Source organism: Microbacterium sp. LMI13-1-1.1 (assembly GCF_040815625.1).
Taxonomy (GTDB): domain Bacteria; phylum Actinomycetota; class Actinomycetes; order Actinomycetales; family Microbacteriaceae; genus Microbacterium; species Microbacterium forte.
In genome coordinates this window covers 61,515-77,246 of record NZ_JBFPNL010000006.1, presented here as the reverse complement: position 1 = coordinate 77,246, position 15,732 = coordinate 61,515, and the positions used below count along the sequence as shown (strand labels likewise).

Genomic DNA, 15,732 nt, shown 5'->3' with positions numbered 1-15,732 from the left:
ACCCGGTCAGCTCGCGGCGAGACGCTTCTTCTCGGCCTCGACGTCGAAGTCGGCCGCCGGCCACTGCGGATCGATCTGCTGCAGTGCGTCGAGCAGCAGCTCCTGCACGGCGAGGCGGGCGAACCACTTGTGGTCGGCCGGGATCACATGCCAGGGCGCCGCAGCGGTCGAGGTGCGCTCGAACGCCGTCTGATAGGCCGCCATGTAGTCGTCCCAGAGCAGTCGCTCGTCGACATCGCCCGGGTTGTACTTCCAGTGCTTGTCGGCCCGCTCGAGCCGCTCCATCAGCCTCTCCTTCTGCTCGTCGCGAGAGATGTGCAGCATGACCTTGATGATGCGGGTGCCGGAGGCCGCGACCTCGGCCTCGAACTCGTTGATCGCGTCGTACCGCCGTTCGATCTCGTCGGACGGGGCCAGCGACCGCACCCGGCCGATGAGCACGTCCTCATAGTGCGAGCGGTCGAAGACGCCGATGAACCCCGGCTCCGGCAGCCGCTTGGCGACACGCCACAGGAAGTCGTGCGCGAGCTCCTCCTCCGTCGGCGCCTTGAACGCCGTGAGCGCGACACCCTGCGGGTCGACGCCGCCGACGACGTGCCGCACGATGCCTCCCTTGCCCGCCGAGTCCATCGCCTGCAGGATCAGCAGCACCGAGTCCTTCGCGACTCCGACGCGGCTCTCTGCGAACAGCCGCTCCTGCAGCTGATTGAGCTCGTCGAGACCGGACGCGAGATCGCGCTTGCCGTCGGCCTTCGCGCCGCTGTATCCCGGAGTGCTCTGCGGATCGACGTCGGAGAGACGGAATCCGTCGCCGACCTGGAGGGTCTTGGCCCACTCGTGCGCTGTCATGCGTTCATCCTGCCACTGCGGATGCACGCCACGCCGAACCGGATCAGCGCGTGAGCGGCACTTCGATCAGCTGACGGCCACCGGCCGGAGCGGTGAGAGCCTGATCGAGCGCCGTGCGGGTCGTGACGCGCTGATACTCCCACCCGTAAGCGAGGGCCAGCTGCTCGAGACGTACCGTGTGCGGGGTGTAGAACGCTCTGTCGAGGTCGGCGCGAGGCGCTGTGCCCGCGACCTCCAGGCCGTCGAAGATCGTGCCGCCGCCATCGTTGCCCACGATGACCTGAATGCGCGGTTCGTGCTCATCGGGTGGCAGCAGCAGCGCTCCGACGTCGTGCAGGAAGGCGAGGTCGCCGAGCAGCACGCGGGTGACCCCCGGGGCTCCCCCGGCCTGACTCGCGAGAGCGATGCCTGTGGCAGTCGCGATCGTGCCGTCGATCCCGGCGAGTCCGCGGTTGGCGTGCACCGGGACCTTCTTGCCGCCGAGCACCGAGTCGGCCACCCTGACGAGGCGCGACGAGCCGAAGACGAGCCGGTCGTGCGGCCAGGTCGCCCGCCAGACGGCGTCGGCGAGGAGTTCGCGATCGAGCGGGCGGCGCACGGCAGCCAGCTCGGCCCTCACGGCATCACGTCGAGCGGACGGATCGGGGGAGGTGAGACCGTCCTGGTCGGGGGCGCGTTCGCTGAGGTCGACGGCGCGAGCGGCGGATGCCGTGAGCCAGGCTCCGAGCCACTCGCGATCGGCGGGGCCGGCGGCGACCGCGACGGACGCCGCAGGCGTCGTGCGCCCGTTGAGGTCGAGAGCCTCCCCACCGCGGCGGACGGCGATCACCTCGACGTCGCCACGCGACAGCAGACGGGCCACCTCGCGGCTGAGAGTCGGATGCCCGAGCACCACGGCGCGCTCGATGCGGCCGCCCAACTCGTCATCGCTCAGCAGCGCTCGATAGCCGTGCACGACCTGGCGTCCGAAGCGGGCACCGCTGACGATCTCGGCGATCAGCGGCCAGGATCCGGCGTGCGCGACCTCTTCGGCATCCGGCCCGGCATCGGCGCCCGCGATCACGACCGTACGCGGCCCGCGCTCGAGCACGAGCGGCTCTGCGGCGACCGGCCTCGGAGCCTCGCCCGGTGCGATGTCGACAGCGGGAACGTCGCCAGACAGCGGCTCACGCGACGGCAGATTCAGGTGCACGGGGCCTGAGACTCCGGGGAGGCCGTGCTCGGCATCGGCCCCCATCGCGGCCGCGACGGCTCGCACCGCCAGACCTGACCAGTCGCCGTCACCGGGAACAGGTGCGTCGATCTGCTCGCGCACCCAGGAGGCGAACATGCCCGGTTGGATCGTCGCCTGGTTGGCTCCGACTCCGCGGAGCTCGGGCGGGCGGTCGGCCGTCAGCAGCAGCAGCGGCACACCGGAGTGGAAGGCCTCCATCGCCGCCGGGAGGAGATTCGCGGCGGCGGTTCCCGAGGTGCAGAGCACTGCGGCGGGAACTCCGGTCTCACGCGAGAGACCCAGTGCCGTGAACCCTGCGACGCGCTCATCGATGCGCACATGCAGGCGCAGGTGCCCCTGGTTCGCGGCGTGCACTGCGGCGAGCGCGAGCGACTGAGATCGAGAACCCGGCGAGAGCACGAGATCGCGGACGCCGTGCGCGATGAGGTCGGCGATCAGGGATGCCGCGGCATCCGTCGCCGGCGATGCTGTCACGGACGCGTGTCCGGCGCCGTGCCGTCCGGTGCGGTGCCGTCGTCGGTCTCGTCCTCGAGCTTCGCGAGCTCCTCTTCGAGGCGGCGGATGCGGGCATCCTGTTCGCTCTTGCTGATGCTGCGGAGGAACTGGGGGTCGTCGTCGGGGGCGATGATGCGGATCGCCCCGCCGTTGTCGTTGGCGCGGCGGCGGCCGAGCGTGAACCAGAGGATCCCGCCGATGACCGGGATGAAGACGACGATCGCGATCCAGGCGGCCTTGGGCACGCCCCGGTGACGCGTCGGCGGCTGCACTGCGCAGTCGACGATGCTGAACACCCAGAAGATGGCGGCCAGGAAGCCGCCCACGATCAACAGTCTCGCCACCCCTCCAGTGTAGGCGGGTCTGCGAGACGTGGACCTGTGGGGGTGCCGTCGAGCGGTCGCCGATGCCCGATTGTTAGACTGCGCGCACCATGCATGCCCCGTCGATGCGACTGCGACACCAGGGCGTCGAGCGGATGCTGATCCTCCGGGTCGCTCTCGCGCTCGGCCTCGCCCTGCTGCTCGTGATCGGCGCGTGGTCTACGTCGCATGGCAAAGCAGATGCGCACGCGACGCTGTGCCTCGCGCCGGGTGCGAGCGCCGCGTCGCTCTCGGGCCACCATGACGGTGGCGGCACCGCGATGGATGCGGCCCCGTCCGATGCCGGGATCGTCGTCGTCGCCGCGCTGTGCTGCTTCGTGCTCGTGCTGCTCCTCCTCCGGTTCGGCAGACGCGGCGGTCTCATCCGCACCGGCATCCCCGTGCGTACGTCTGCTCCGCCTCGCGCGGGCCCGCAGCGGTGCATCCCCGCGCTCACCCTCACGCAGCTGTCGCTCTCCCGCACCTGAATCAGGCACGCCGTTCGTCGGCGACCCCCGGCCGCGCTCTCGTCGCGGCCTCATCACCCTGCCTGATCCGAACCGTTGGAGAACCCCATGAAGACCCCTGTCAAGGCGACCCTGATCGCCATCGCCGTCGCGATCGTCCTCGCGATCGTCGGCATCGTCTATGCCATGTCGCAGCAGTCCGCTGATCCGGCTCCGCCCGAGGGTGAGAAGCTGCAGACCGTCCGCACCGACTCGCACGTGCTCGACGACGGAGGGGCCGGTGCCGTCACGGTCGTCGAGTTCCTCGACTTCGAGTGCGAGGCGTGTGCCGCGTTCTACCCGATCGTCGAAGACCTGCGTGAGCAGTATGACGGCGAGATCACCTACGTCGTGCGGTACTTCCCGCTGCCGGGGCACATCAACTCGACACAGGCCGCTCTCGCCGCCGAGGCCGCGGCAGAGCAGGACCGCTTCGAGGACATGTACCACCGGCTGTTCGAGACGCAGGCCCAGTGGGGCGAGCAGTCGGAGGAGACTCCGGAGGTGTTCCGGGCGCTCGCCGTCGACCTCGGACTCGACATGGCCGCCTACGACGCGGCGGTCGCCGACCCGGCGACGCTCGAACGCGTGCAGGCCGACAAGAGCGACGGCGAGCGGCTCGGAGTGCGCAGCACCCCCAGCTTCTTCATCGACGGCGAACCCGTCGTGCTGGAGGCGTGGGATGACCTCGAGGCGGCGATCGAGGAGGCTGTGAACGGCTGAGTCAGAGAAGGCCGCGGGCGACGAGCGCCTCCTGATAGCCCGCGGCCTTGTCGTGGATCACCTGTCGACAGGCGATCAGCGCCTCGATCTGCGCATCGAGTGAGCGTTCGTGCGCACGCAGCAGGGCGAGTCGCTCGGCCTCATTGCCGCTGCCCGCTCGCACGAGGGCGGCGTATTCGCGCAGCAGCGCGATCGGCGCCCCGGACTCGCGGAGCCGCCCCAGCAGGGCGAGCCATGCGAGCGAATCGTGGGCGTACACGCGCCGCCCGCCGGAGGTGCGGGGCACATCACGAGGGAACAGCCCCTCGGCCTCGTACCAGCGCAGGGTGTGCACGCTCACGCCCGCCAGGCGCGCGAGCTCGCCGATGCTGAACGTGCGCGGCGTGTCGACCACATCAACCATGAGGACTCCTCCTTGACTTCGAGTGCACTCTAGATCGTACGGTCGGATCATGACAGCTCCTCTCGACATGATCGCCCGCCAGCAGCCGCTCTCGTCGGAGTTCGGCTACCGCTCCACCGCGGCCGAGGTGATCGCGGGCACAGACCTCGCCGGCAAGACCGCGATCGTCACAGGCGGCTATTCCGGACTGGGACTCGAGACGGTGCGCGCGCTGGCGGATGCCGGTGTGCGCGTGATCGTTCCGGCACGGCGTGTGGATGCGGCGCAGCAGGCACTCGACGGGATCGCGGAGGCTGAGGTACGGGGCGCCGATCTCAGCGACCTCGACTCCGTCGCGGCGTTCACGGAATCGGTGCGCCACGACGGTCAGCCGATCGACCTCGTGCTGAACGTCGCCGGCATCATGGCCACCCCGTTCGGTCACACGGCGCAGGGCTTCGAGTCGCAGTTCGGCACCAACCACCTGGGTCACTTCGCCCTGGTGGGCGGGGTGGCGGACCTGCTGTCCGACCACGCCCGCGTCATCTCGTACTCATCCGGAGGGCACTTCCGCTCCCCCGTGCGGTTCGACGACATCGACTTCGCGACGACGCCCTACGACCCCTGGGTCGCATATGGGCAGTCGAAGACGGCGAACGCTCTGTTCGCCGTGGGCCTTGCGCGACGCGGCGCCGAGCGCGGCATCCTCGCCTTCTCGGTGCATCCCGGCGGGATCATGACCGAGCTGCAGCGGCACGTTCCCCGTGAGGAGCTGCTCTCTCGCGGCTGGATCGATGAGGACGGCACCCCGAACCCGCGTTTCAAGACACCGGCTGAAGGTGCGTCGACAGGGCTCTGGGCAGCGACCGCCACGGAGCTGATCGAGCGCAGCGGTGCGTATTGCGAGGACTGCTCGATCAAGGGGATCGTCGCGCCCGACCACAGCGACATGACCACCGGCGGGGTGAAGGAGTGGGCGATCGACCCTGAGGCCGCCGAGCGACTCTGGGCGCTGTCGGTCTCCGCGACAGGCGTCGACGCCTTCGCCTGAGTCTGACCGCCGCGGCCCGATCAGTCGAGAGAGAGCCGGAGGATGCGGTCGTCTCCGTCTGACGGATCACCGCGTCCGTCGGTGTTGTTCGTGAGGATCCAGGCGTCTCCTCCCGGCCCGACCACGACATCGCGCAGGCGGCCGAACTCGCCGACGAGCTGTTCGGTGCCGGCCGTCAGATCATCGAGCGGCACCGTGCGCAGGCGCTCGCCCCGGAGGTTCGCGATCACGATGCTCGAGCCCGTCACGGCGATGCCGCTCGGGCTCGCAGTCTCCGGCCGCCACTGCTGCACGGGGTCGATGTAGTCGCCGTCGTCGGCGATTCCCTCGATCTCGGGCCAGCCGTAGTTGCCGCCGGGCTCGATGACGTTGAGTTCATCCCAGGTGTCCTGCCCGAACTCGCTCGCGTACATTCCGCCTTCCGCATCCCAGGCGATGCCCTGCGGATTGCGGTGCCCGTAGCTGTAGACGGGTGAGTCGTCGAAGGGGTTGTCTGCGGGAACCTCTCCTTCGGGTGTGAGCCGCAGGATCTTGCCCGAGAGCGCGTCGAGGTCCTGAGCGCTGTCACGATCGCCCGCGTCGCCCGTCGTGACGTACAGCATCCCGTCGGGCCCGAACGCGATGCGTCCGCCGTTGTGGTTGCCGGCTGCGGGGATGCCGTCGATCACCACCGCCGCGGACCCGAGCGACAGTCCTCCTGCATCCCCGACGATCGTCCGCCGCTCGACACGGTTCTCGCCCTGCGACGTGAAGTACGTGAAGAGCTCGCCGTCGCTCACGGCGAGCCCGAGCAGTCCGCCCTCGCCACCGGGTTCCACACCGTCGATGACAGCGACCTCGTGCACCTCGCCGGTCTCGCCGATCTCGAGCACGCGGGCGCTGTCGCGCTCGCTGACCAGAGCGGCGTCGCCGTGGAAGGCGATCGACCAGGGTGCTTCCAGCTCGTCGACGAACGACTCGGATGCCGGCGCGGACACCGGGTTCGGTGCGGGGGCGCAGGACGCCAGCATGAGAACTGCGCCGACGGATGCGGCGGCGAGCGCGGCAGCGGTGCGCGGCCGGGTCGGTGAGGGGCGCGGCATCCGATTCGCAGGCATGAGTCCATCCAACGCGTTCTTCGCGCGGAGCGACAGGGACGATCCAGGCGTCGTCGCGTGGGCCGCGTCGGCAGGGGTCATCGCGGGCCTGCTTCTCGCCGCGAGGTTCATGACGGTCGGCGGCGTCGGATTCCGATGGGCATGGAGCCACTATGTCCCGCGGCGTCTCACTCCGGAAGATGCGTCGCCCTCGCTACGCTGAGCGCATGACCGAGGCGCGAACCCCCACATCGCATCCTGTTCTCGCCGTGCTGCGACGCATGCCGGCCACCCTCACGATGGTCTCGGTGATCCTCGTCGTCGGCGTGGTGTGGCAGGGACTGTGGAGCCCGTTCGAGAAGACGGACCTGTTCGGCACCGTCGCCTACGGTCTGCCCAACCTCGCGCAGGGCATGTGGTGGACGCCGTTCACCGGCACGTTCTTCGTCAACGCACCCTGGGTGTACGTCTTCACGATCTCGGGATTCTGGGGCATGGCGTACCTCGAGTACCACCGCGGCACCAGAGTCGCGCTCGCCTATTACTGGGTCGGGCAGCTCTTCGCGATCCTGGCCACCGCACTCGTGCTGTTCTTCGCCTCGAAGCTGCCGTGGGCCTGGGCTCAGGAGCAGGCTCAGGCGCTCGATGTCGGCGCCTCAGGCGGCACCATGGCCTGCATCGCCGCGGCGATCGGACTGTTCCGGCCGCCGTGGCGGGTGCGCGGGTGGCTCGTGCTGCTCGGATTCGTGTTCATCGCGATGCTGTTCTGGGGTGCGGTCGCGGATCTCGAGCATCTGCTCGCCGTGCTGCTGATCCTGGTCGTCGACCGCACCCTGCGTGTGCAGCGGACCACCGTGCGCGAACAGCGCCTGATCGCCGTGATCTCCCTGCTGGTGCTGGGAGCGGTCGAGATCATCACGACCCTGGTGGCGACCGACGGCCCGTTCGGTCCGACGGAGCCCGTGTCGGGAGGATTCATCGACCTGGCGATCGACCTCGTGGTCATCGCCGTGCTCGTGAACGGACTGCTGCGAGGCCGCCGCTGGTCGTGGGTGCTCGTGATCCTGCTCGGACTCTTCAACATCCTGATCGCGGCGCTCGTGCTCATCCTGATCACCGTGTTCTCGCAGGCTCAGGTCGACCTGCGCTGGGATGGCGACACCGAGCTCGCCCTCGCCAACGGCTTCCTCTGGATGATCCTGCTCGTCTACCTGGTCGCGGTGCGTCGGGCGTTCCGGGCGAAGCGCAAGTCACCGCTCGGAATCCAACCCGCCCCGACCGTCGATGACGTCAAGACCGAATTGCGCGCGCACGGCGGCGGGACGCTGTCCTGGATGACGACGTGGGAGGGCAACAGCTACGCCCGCAGTGCCGCAGGGATCGTCGCGTACCAGCGCCGGGCCGGGGTCGCGCTCGCGCTGGCCGACCCGATCGGACCCTCGGCGTCGCGTGCAGACGCCGTCGCGGAATTCATCCGCACCGCCGAGCTCGCGGGCCTCGTACCGTGTTTCTTCAGCGCCGACGATGCGACGCGGGATGCCGTGCCGGCGGGCTGGCGCAGCCTCGTGGTCGCGGATGACACGATCGTCGACCTGCCGGGCCTGGAGTTCACCGGCAAGCGCTGGAACTCGGTGCGCAGTTCGCTCAATCGAGCAGGACGCGAGGACATGACCTTCCGGCTGACCCGACTCGGCGACGAGTCGTGGGGGGTGCGGCAGCAGCTGCGGGCGATCTCGGAGGCCTGGGTCGGCGACAAGGACCTCCCCGAGATGCGGTTCACCCTCGGCACGCTCGACGAGGCTGAGGATCCCGAGGTGCGACTGGCTCTGGCGCTGGCCCCGAACGGCGACGTCGACGGATTCCTGTCGTGGCTGCCGGTCTACGGCGAGGGCGGCACCGTGCGCGGATGGACGCTCGATCTGATGCGGCGCCGGGATGGCGGCTTCGGGCCCGTCATGGAGTACCTGATCGGATCGTCTGCGAAGCAGTTCTCGGAGGAAGGCGCCCAGATCATGTCGCTCTCGGGGGCTCCGCTCGCCCACGACTATCCGCCGGATGCCGGCATGATCGCCGTGCTCAGCGACCGCCTCGCCGAAGCACTCGAACCCGTCTACGGTTTCGCGTCGCTGCACCGCTTCAAGCAGAAGTTCCACCCGCGCTACGAGACGATGTACCTGCTGTTCCGCGATGAGGCCGATCTCGCGGCCATCGGCACGGCCCTCACACGAGCCTTCCTGCCGGATGCCACGCTGCGGCAGTTCGCGGGCGCCGGTCTCGAACTGGTGCGCGGCAGCAAGGACTGATTCGGCCCGTCAGCCGTCGCGCGGCGGTCTGCGCAGTCTCTTGACGTCAGTGCGCTGCTTCTTCGCGGTCAACCGACGCTCTTTCGATCCGCGGCTCGGCTTGGTGGCGCGGCGGGGAGGTGCGGGCGGACGCAGCGCCTCGCCGACGAGTGCCACCAGCCGCTCCCGCGCCGCGTCACGGTTGCGCAGCTGTGCGCGGTGCTCGGAGGCGGCGATCGTCAGCACCCCGTTCACCAGACGGCCGCTCAGTCGGTCGAGCAGACGCTCGCGCTGGTGTGGCGAGAGCACGGCGCTGCCGGCAGCATCCCAGACCAGCTCCACCCGGGAATCCGCGGTGTTCACACCCTGCCCACCAGGGCCGGACGACCGGGAGAAGCGCCACGACAGCTCGGCCTCGGGGATCGTGAGACCCGCCGAGACCCGCAGGCCGGGGCGATGAGGGGTGGGCATGCATCCATCATCCCCCCGGCGTGGGGTGCGCGCGTCAGCCGACGGTGTCGACGGCCTCGAGCGGGACGCCGTTCGCGGTGCCCGCTGACGGCTGCTCTCCGGCATCCCTCTTCGCGGTGTTCGCGATGTGCGCCCGGCCGACCACGATCGCAGCGACGACCATGAGCGCGGCTCCCAACCAGTACGGCGCCGCGTGGCTGACGGTGACGTAGAGCGCGCCCGCGATCAGCGGCGCCGCGGTGTTCATCGCGGCGTTGAGCGATTGGGTCGCCCCTCCGAGCCAGCCCTGCTCGTCGTCGCCGACCGCGTTCGACATGGCACCGTCCAGCGCTGCCGTGGCGGCTCCCTGCCCTGCGGCGAGCATCAACGCACCGACGATGAACACCCACGGCTGCGCGAAGACCGAGGCGACGACCGCAAGGCCGATGAGTCCGATCGTCTGCGCGACGATGCCGCTGATGATCACACCGCGCTCGCCTATGCGAGGCAGCAGGATGCCGAGCAGCACGCCCTGGATGAGGATGTCGATGATGCCGACGCCCGCGGTGAGGAGACCGATCTGGGTCGGCCCCCAGCTGATCGAGTCGAGCGCCAGCACACTGAAGTTGTTGACGAAGAAGCCGAACGGCAGCGCGAGCAGGCCGAATCCGATCATCAGACCCCGCAGCTCCTTGCGGCCGAACGCCTCGGTGAAGACGCCGAACGGCTGGATCTCACGGATCGAGATGCGCTCGATGCGGTTCTCGGGCTTCAGGCTCTCGGGCAGCAGGAAGATGCTGAGGATCGCGATCGTGAGGGCGACGGCCGCGGTGAGGAAGACCGGCAGCTGCAGGCTCACTGCCGCAAGGAGGCCGCCGATGGCGGGGCCGATCATCATGCCGATCCCCGAGAGAGCGCCGAGCAGGCCGAACCGCTGCGCGCGCTTCTCGGGCGGGGTGATGTCTGCGAGGTAGGCGAAGAGCGCCGGCAGGTCACCGGCGGTCACCCCCTGGATCACGCGAGCGAGCACCAGGACCCAGATCGCACCGCCGATGCCGAAGAGGGTCATCGCGAACGCCGCTCCGAACGCGGCGGCGATGATCACCGGGCGTCGACCGAAGCGGTCGGAGAGGCGACCGAGGAAGGGGGCTACCAGGAAGGCGCACAGGCCGTTGACGGCTTCGAGCACACCGACCCAGATCGCGAGATCGCCTTCGTGCGAGACGTATTGCAGCACGACGAAGGGCAGGACGGGGAGCACGACGGTCATCCCGATGACGGTGAGCATCGTCAGCACGATGAGCATGATCCAGGCGCGCTTGTCGCTGCGCGCGAGCGGGTTCGTTAGTGAAGTCACTCCGAAACTGTATCAATACCAGTTTTGGTGTCAAGCCAGTTTTGGATCGAATGCGCGATACGGTGGAGGTATGACGAATACCGAGCCACTCGGACGCCGGGAGCGTAAGAAGGCGGCGACCCGCAAGAACATCTCCGATGTCGCGACGATGATGTTCCTCGAGCGGGGCTTCGACAACGTCAGCATCCGCGAGGTCGCCGACGCCGCCGACGTCTCTCCCACGACGGTGTTCGCGCACTTCCCTCAGAAGGAGGCGCTCGTCTTCGACGAGGACGACGAGCAGCGCGACCGGCTCGTCGGCGCCGTCCGAGACCGACCGGACGGCATCACGATCAATCGGGCGATCCACGACTTCTACACCGCAGAGGTCGGCGCCAACATCGATGAGCACGGCAACGATGTGACGCGGATCTTCCTCGCCTTTCTCAACGAGACGCCCGCACTGCGCGACTATGCCGCCAAGATGTGGCTCCGCCACGAGGATGCCCTGTCGAATGCGATCGCCGACGAGCTCGGAGTCCCCGAGCCGACCCCGGAGATCCGCGTCTACTCGCGTTTCGTGCTGCAGATGCAGCTGCTCGTGAACGAGAATGACGACCAGCTCGGCATCCTCGACGCCGGTTTCACCGTTCTCGAGAACGGGTGGGCTCCGGTCGAGGCCCGGATCGTCGAGAGCAACGGCCGATAGGGCCGGAACCCCACCACAGCATGAACGCCTACCGACCGGAGGACTGGGACGCGAGTTCGGAGCATCCGTCGACGATCCGCGCGCCCTACGTGATGGGAACAGGCGTGGTCACCGGCGAGGACACCGGCACTCGTCCGCTCTCGCCTCCGCACAGCCACCCGGACGCGATGCTCGCGTGGTGCTACCGGGGCACCGTCTGGGTGCAGCTGCGCGACGCCATGTGGCGCCTCGCACCGGGGCAGGGAATCTGGATCCCCGCCCACACTCCCCACACGGCGCGCCACGAGCGCGACTCGACCGGGTGCTACACCTACATCGCGGACACGTCGCTCGTCGCTCCGATCGACGATGTCACCCAGGTGCTGGTGCTGCGCGCCGTGCAGGAGATGCTGCTGCACCTCGGCATCAACGACATGCCCGCCGATCTGCGCGTGCGCATCCAGTCGGTGCTCATCGAGATGCTGCAGCATCCGTCCTCCGCCGCCGCTGACGGCTGGGGCGAGGTGCCGATGCCGGCTGACGAGCGCGTCCGCTCACTCGTGCAGGCGGTGCTCGCAGATCCGGGCGACCAGCGCAGCGCGCGCGATCTGCTCCTCACCCACGGACTGCACGAGCGCACGGTGCTGCGCATCTTCCAGAACGACGTCGGCATGACCTTCGGCAGGTGGCGCACCGGTGTGCGGATGACCCTGGCCGCCCGCCTGATCGTCGACAACACCCCCATCGGGGCAGTCGCACATCGCTGCGGCTATGCCACCACGAGCGCCTTCTCCGCAGCGTTCAAAGAGAGATTCGGGCTGACTCCGCGGCAGCACGTCGCACGCGTGCAGGCCGACCCCGCCCACCAGCTGTATTGGCGATGACGATTCGGCCCTGAGCTCGAACGGTCGGATCTGCGACACAAGTCGTCTGCCTGTCGACACTCGCCGCGCATTCCGCGTCCTAGCATCGAAGTGTTAGGGCATGCTTACCTAACTTCTCGCCGCGCGGACGCGGCATACCCCTCCCCCTTTTCTCTGAAGGAGAATCATGACGCACGCTTCTGCGCGCCCGAAGACCCGCCGAGGTGCCGCGCTCGTCGCAGCCGCCATCGCCGCAACCCTCACCCTCGCGGGGTGCACGGCCTCAGCCGACACCGACGAGACCGCCGCCGCGTCGGCGGAGGGCGTGGTGATCGAGCACGCTCACGGCGAGACCGTCATCCCCGAGAAGCCGCAGCGCATCGTCACCCTCGGCTGGATGACCCCCGACATCGTCGCCGCGCTCGGCACGAACCCGGTGGGCATGGAGGAGGTGTGGGGTGCGGACGAGAGCGGATACCAGCCCTGGTTCGAGGACTTCGTCACCGAGGAGTACGGCGAGACTCCCGAGATCATCCCCTTCACCGAGGACGGCCCCAACTACGAGGCGATCAAGGAGCTCGAACCCGACCTGATCCTGAGCCTCTACTCCGGAGTGACGGACGTCGAGTACGAGCGTCTGACCGAGATCGCCCCGACCGTGCCCTACATCGAGCGCGCCTGGGATCCGAGCACGTGGGAGGACATGACCCGCACGATCGGCAAGGCCATGTCGGAGGATGAGAGGGCTGAGGAGCTGATCTCCGAGACCGAGGAGATGATCACCGCGCTCGCCGACGAGCACCCCGAGTTCGACGACAAGACGTTCGTGTGGGGCCTGACCCTGAACGAGGGCGGAACCGACCTCGGCGTCTACCTCGAGTACGACCCCCGTGTGCGCATCACCGAGGCGCTCGGATTCACCTCGACCTCGGCGATGGACAGCTTCCTGGCGAGCGCCGAGGGCGACAACTGGTACACCGGCGTCAGCCTCGAGAGGCTCTACGACGTGCAGGCCGACCTCTTCGCGGCCTGGGGCGGCAGCGTCGCCGAGGGCGAGTACACGGTCGAGAACAAGGTCGTCTCGCGCTGGGAGCCGATCGAAGCAGGCTCGTACGTGATCTACGCCGACGACGCCGAAGCCTCCGCGATCAGCGCGCCGACCGTGCTGTCGCTGAAGTACATCCTGCCGAAGTACGTCGACGACCTCGCAGCCGCGCTGCAGGGCGAGCCGACCATCGCGGGCGAGTGACCCGAGAGGTGTCCCTGGCGACGGAAGACGGCACGGACGTCTCGAACACCGGCGCGGGGAGTCGTGCAGAAGACTCCCCGCGCCGCAACGGGGCGCTCGTGGGTGGACTGGTCATCGCGCTGATCGTGCTGGCCGCCTCCGCCGTCGCCTCCCTCGCGGTCGGCAATCGTGCGATCGATCCGGGGACGGTTCTGCACGCACTCTTCGCCTACGACGACGAGAACCCCCTGCACCTGATGGTCATGGAGCTGCGGGTGCCGCGCACGCTGCTCGGCATCGTCGTCGGCGCGGCCCTCGCGGTGTGCGGCGGGCTGATCCAGGCGTTCACCCGCAACCCGCTGGCCGACCCCGGCATCCTCGGGGTGAACGCCGGCGCCTCATTCGCCGTCACCTTCGCCGTGGGTGTGCTCGGACTCACCGCGCCCGGCGCCTATGTGCCCTTCGCTCTGCTCGGCGCGTTCGTGCTCACGGTTCTCGTCTACACCCTGGGCTCGTTCGGTCGATCCGGCGCGACGCCGATGAAGCTGACCCTCGCCGGTGTCGCACTCGGCGCGGCCTTCACCGGATTCACGACGGCGATCGTGCTGCGCGACCTCGGCACTCTGCAGGTCATGCGCTTCTGGGGAGTCGGCTCGATCGGCGGACGCACCCTCGACCAGCTCGCCTGGGCCGCGCCCCTGATCGCGACCGGTCTCGTCATCGCGCTGCTGTGCGCGCGATCGCTGAACGCTCTGGCACTGGGCGACGATCTGGCCCAGTCTCTGGGAGCACGCGTGCGCGCCACTCGCGTGCTCGTCATCATCGCCGTCACGATCCTCGCCGGCACGAGCGTCGCGGCCGCCGGTCCGATCGCCTTCGTCGGCCTCATGATCCCGCATGTCGTGCGCTGGTTCACCGGTCCCGATCAGCGCTGGGTGTTGACCTACTCGATGGTGGTCGGCCCCGCCTTCCTGCTGGTGGCCGACATCCTCGGGCGCATCGTGCTGCCCAGCGGAGAGCTGCGCGTGGGCATCGTCACGGCGCTCCTCGGGGCGCCCATCCTCATCGTGCTGGTGCGGCGCAGGCGGGTGAGTGGACTGTGAGCGTCGATCAGCGCGAGCGGCGCTCACACGACCAGCCACCTCCGGACTTCGCCCCCGTGGACCATGGACGCCGCCTGCTGCGCATCGACACCGCTCGGATCGCCGCGCTCATCCCGGTGCGCTCTGTCGTCGTCAGCGCGGTGCTCGTGGTCGTGATCATCGCCGCCGGTCTCGCGTCGATGACGATCGGTGCCTATGAGGTCGACTTCCCCTCGGCCATCCGCGCGATCGTCGACCCGTCATCCGACCCCGACATCCGTCAGGTCGTCTTCGAATGGCGACTCCCGCGCGTGCTGTTCGCGGTGCTGTGCGGGGCGGCGCTCGCACTTGCCGGCGGCATCTTCCAGTCGCTCACCCGCAACCCGCTCGGCTCTCCCGACATCATCGGCTTCGGCGTCGGCGCACAGTTCGGCGTGACGCTGATGATGGTCGTTCTCGAGCTGAACACCTACATGTTCAAGGCGGTCGGCGCGCTCGTCGGCGGCCTGTTCACCGCCCTGCTCGTCTACGTGCTCGCGAACAAGAACACGCTGTCGTCCTTCCGACTGATCATCGTCGGGATCGGCGTCTCGGCGGGGCTCGGCTCGCTCACCTCGTGGATCCTGATCTCTGTCAGCGTCGAGAAGGCCATGATGGCCGCGACCTGGGGCGCGGGCTCGCTCGCCTCCCTCGGGTTCGACCAGCTGATTCCGGCCGCGATCGTCTTCGCGACCGTGACTCTCGCCTCGCTGCCCCTGAATCGCACCCTGCCGGTGCTCGAGATGGGCGATGACGCGGCGACCGCGCTCGGCGTCAGCCCCGGACGCACGAGGCTCGCCGCGATGGTGTTGGGGGTGGCGCTGGTCGCCCTCGTCACCGCCGCCGCCGGCCCGATCTCGTTCATCGCCCTCGCCGCTCCGCAGATCTCGCAGCGACTCACCCGCTCGAACACCCCGATGGGCACCGCTCCCGTGATGCTCACCGGAGCCGCGCTCGTGGTGGTGTCGGATGCCGTCGCCCAGCTCGTCGCCGTGCCGGTGGGCGTGGTGACGGTGTCGGTGGGCGGCATCTACCTCGCCTGGCTGCTCGCCGCCCAGTACGCGCGCCGCGCCTGAAAGGAACCCC

General features: G+C 69.0%; 16 protein-coding genes. 9 read left to right on the top strand and 7 right to left on the bottom strand.

Annotated features, from left to right (window positions below; genetic code table 11):
• Positions 1-6: 6 nt before the first annotated feature.
• The 3 genes from MRBLMI13_RS13710 to MRBLMI13_RS13700 are packed head-to-tail and all read right to left on the bottom strand — an operon-like array spanning position 7 to position 2,922.
• Positions 7-849, bottom strand: a complete 843-nt coding sequence (locus tag MRBLMI13_RS13710; protein WP_079113416.1) for a polyphosphate kinase 2 family protein — start codon at positions 847-849, stop codon at positions 7-9.
• A 43-nt stretch (positions 850-892) separates the two neighbouring features.
• Entirely contained in the window at positions 893-2,557 is a 1,665-nt protein-coding gene (gene menD, locus MRBLMI13_RS13705) for a 2-succinyl-5-enolpyruvyl-6-hydroxy-3-cyclohexene-1-carboxylic-acid synthase (RefSeq protein WP_367823749.1), read from the bottom strand.
• Positions 2,554-2,922, bottom strand: a complete 369-nt coding sequence (locus MRBLMI13_RS13700; protein ID WP_042538672.1) for a PLD nuclease N-terminal domain-containing protein — start codon at positions 2,920-2,922, stop codon at positions 2,554-2,556. The genes menD and MRBLMI13_RS13700 overlap by 4 nt, the downstream gene beginning before the upstream one ends.
• Before the next feature lie 89 nt (positions 2,923-3,011).
• On the opposite strand from MRBLMI13_RS13700, the gene MRBLMI13_RS13695 reads away from it, so the two are divergent.
• Both MRBLMI13_RS13695 and MRBLMI13_RS13690 read left to right on the top strand, forming a co-directional pair.
• Positions 3,012-3,428 (top strand): hypothetical protein, encoded by a 417-nt coding sequence (locus MRBLMI13_RS13695; RefSeq protein ID WP_367823751.1) that lies wholly within the window; start codon positions 3,012-3,014, stop codon positions 3,426-3,428.
• Positions 3,429-3,515: 87 nt separating this feature from the next.
• Positions 3,516-4,169 (top strand): DsbA family protein, encoded by a 654-nt coding sequence (locus MRBLMI13_RS13690; protein ID WP_367823753.1) that lies wholly within the window; start codon positions 3,516-3,518, stop codon positions 4,167-4,169.
• A gap of 1 nt (position 4,170) precedes the next feature.
• Here MRBLMI13_RS13690 and MRBLMI13_RS13685 read toward each other — a convergent pair whose 3' ends face one another.
• Positions 4,171-4,572 carry a MerR family transcriptional regulator gene (locus MRBLMI13_RS13685; protein WP_367823755.1) on the bottom strand — a complete coding sequence of 134 codons (402 nt, stop codon included), beginning with the start codon at positions 4,570-4,572 and terminating at the stop codon, positions 4,171-4,173.
• Positions 4,573-4,621: 49 nt separating this feature from the next.
• Between MRBLMI13_RS13685 and MRBLMI13_RS13680 the strand changes: the two genes are divergently transcribed.
• Complete coding sequence (locus tag MRBLMI13_RS13680; RefSeq protein ID WP_367823757.1) at positions 4,622-5,602, top strand: oxidoreductase; 981 nt, start codon at positions 4,622-4,624, stop codon at positions 5,600-5,602.
• A 20-nt stretch (positions 5,603-5,622) separates the two neighbouring features.
• Here MRBLMI13_RS13680 and MRBLMI13_RS13675 read toward each other — a convergent pair whose 3' ends face one another.
• Positions 5,623-6,684: a PQQ-dependent sugar dehydrogenase gene (locus MRBLMI13_RS13675; RefSeq protein WP_414685988.1), complete on the bottom strand. Its 1,062-nt coding sequence runs from the start codon at positions 6,682-6,684 to the stop codon at positions 5,623-5,625.
• Between the two features lie 221 nt (positions 6,685-6,905).
• Between MRBLMI13_RS13675 and MRBLMI13_RS13670 the strand changes: the two genes are divergently transcribed.
• On the top strand, positions 6,906-8,981 hold the full coding sequence (locus MRBLMI13_RS13670) for a bifunctional lysylphosphatidylglycerol flippase/synthetase MprF (RefSeq protein WP_367823761.1): 2,076 nt from the start codon (positions 6,906-6,908) through the stop codon (positions 8,979-8,981).
• A gap of 9 nt (positions 8,982-8,990) precedes the next feature.
• Here the strand turns inward: MRBLMI13_RS13670 and arfB are convergent, their stop codons facing one another.
• On the bottom strand, positions 8,991-9,431 hold the full coding sequence (gene arfB / locus MRBLMI13_RS13665) for an alternative ribosome rescue aminoacyl-tRNA hydrolase ArfB (protein WP_079113420.1): 441 nt from the start codon (positions 9,429-9,431) through the stop codon (positions 8,991-8,993).
• A gap of 34 nt (positions 9,432-9,465) precedes the next feature.
• Complete coding sequence (locus MRBLMI13_RS13660; protein ID WP_367823763.1) at positions 9,466-10,767, bottom strand: MFS transporter; 1,302 nt, start codon at positions 10,765-10,767, stop codon at positions 9,466-9,468.
• 70 nt (positions 10,768-10,837) lie between these two features.
• Between MRBLMI13_RS13660 and MRBLMI13_RS13655 the strand changes: the two genes are divergently transcribed.
• The 5 genes from MRBLMI13_RS13655 (at position 10,838) to MRBLMI13_RS13635 (ending at position 15,722) form a co-directional block, all read left to right on the top strand.
• Positions 10,838-11,455: a TetR/AcrR family transcriptional regulator gene (locus MRBLMI13_RS13655; protein ID WP_367823765.1), complete on the top strand. Its 618-nt coding sequence runs from the start codon at positions 10,838-10,840 to the stop codon at positions 11,453-11,455.
• A 20-nt stretch (positions 11,456-11,475) separates the two neighbouring features.
• On the top strand, positions 11,476-12,318 hold the full coding sequence (locus MRBLMI13_RS13650) for a helix-turn-helix transcriptional regulator (RefSeq protein WP_367823767.1): 843 nt from the start codon (positions 11,476-11,478) through the stop codon (positions 12,316-12,318).
• Between the two features lie 166 nt (positions 12,319-12,484).
• Positions 12,485-13,546 carry an ABC transporter substrate-binding protein gene (locus MRBLMI13_RS13645; protein WP_367823769.1) on the top strand — a complete coding sequence of 354 codons (1,062 nt, stop codon included), beginning with the start codon at positions 12,485-12,487 and terminating at the stop codon, positions 13,544-13,546.
• The gene (locus MRBLMI13_RS13640; RefSeq protein WP_367823771.1) at positions 13,543-14,628 is read left to right on the top strand and encodes a FecCD family ABC transporter permease; all 1,086 of its coding nucleotides are present in this window, start codon (positions 13,543-13,545) and stop codon (positions 14,626-14,628) included. The genes MRBLMI13_RS13645 and MRBLMI13_RS13640 overlap by 4 nt, the downstream gene beginning before the upstream one ends.
• Complete coding sequence (locus MRBLMI13_RS13635) at positions 14,625-15,722, top strand: FecCD family ABC transporter permease (protein WP_367823773.1); 1,098 nt, start codon at positions 14,625-14,627, stop codon at positions 15,720-15,722. The genes MRBLMI13_RS13640 and MRBLMI13_RS13635 overlap by 4 nt, the downstream gene beginning before the upstream one ends.
• Positions 15,723-15,732 lie beyond the last annotated feature (10 nt).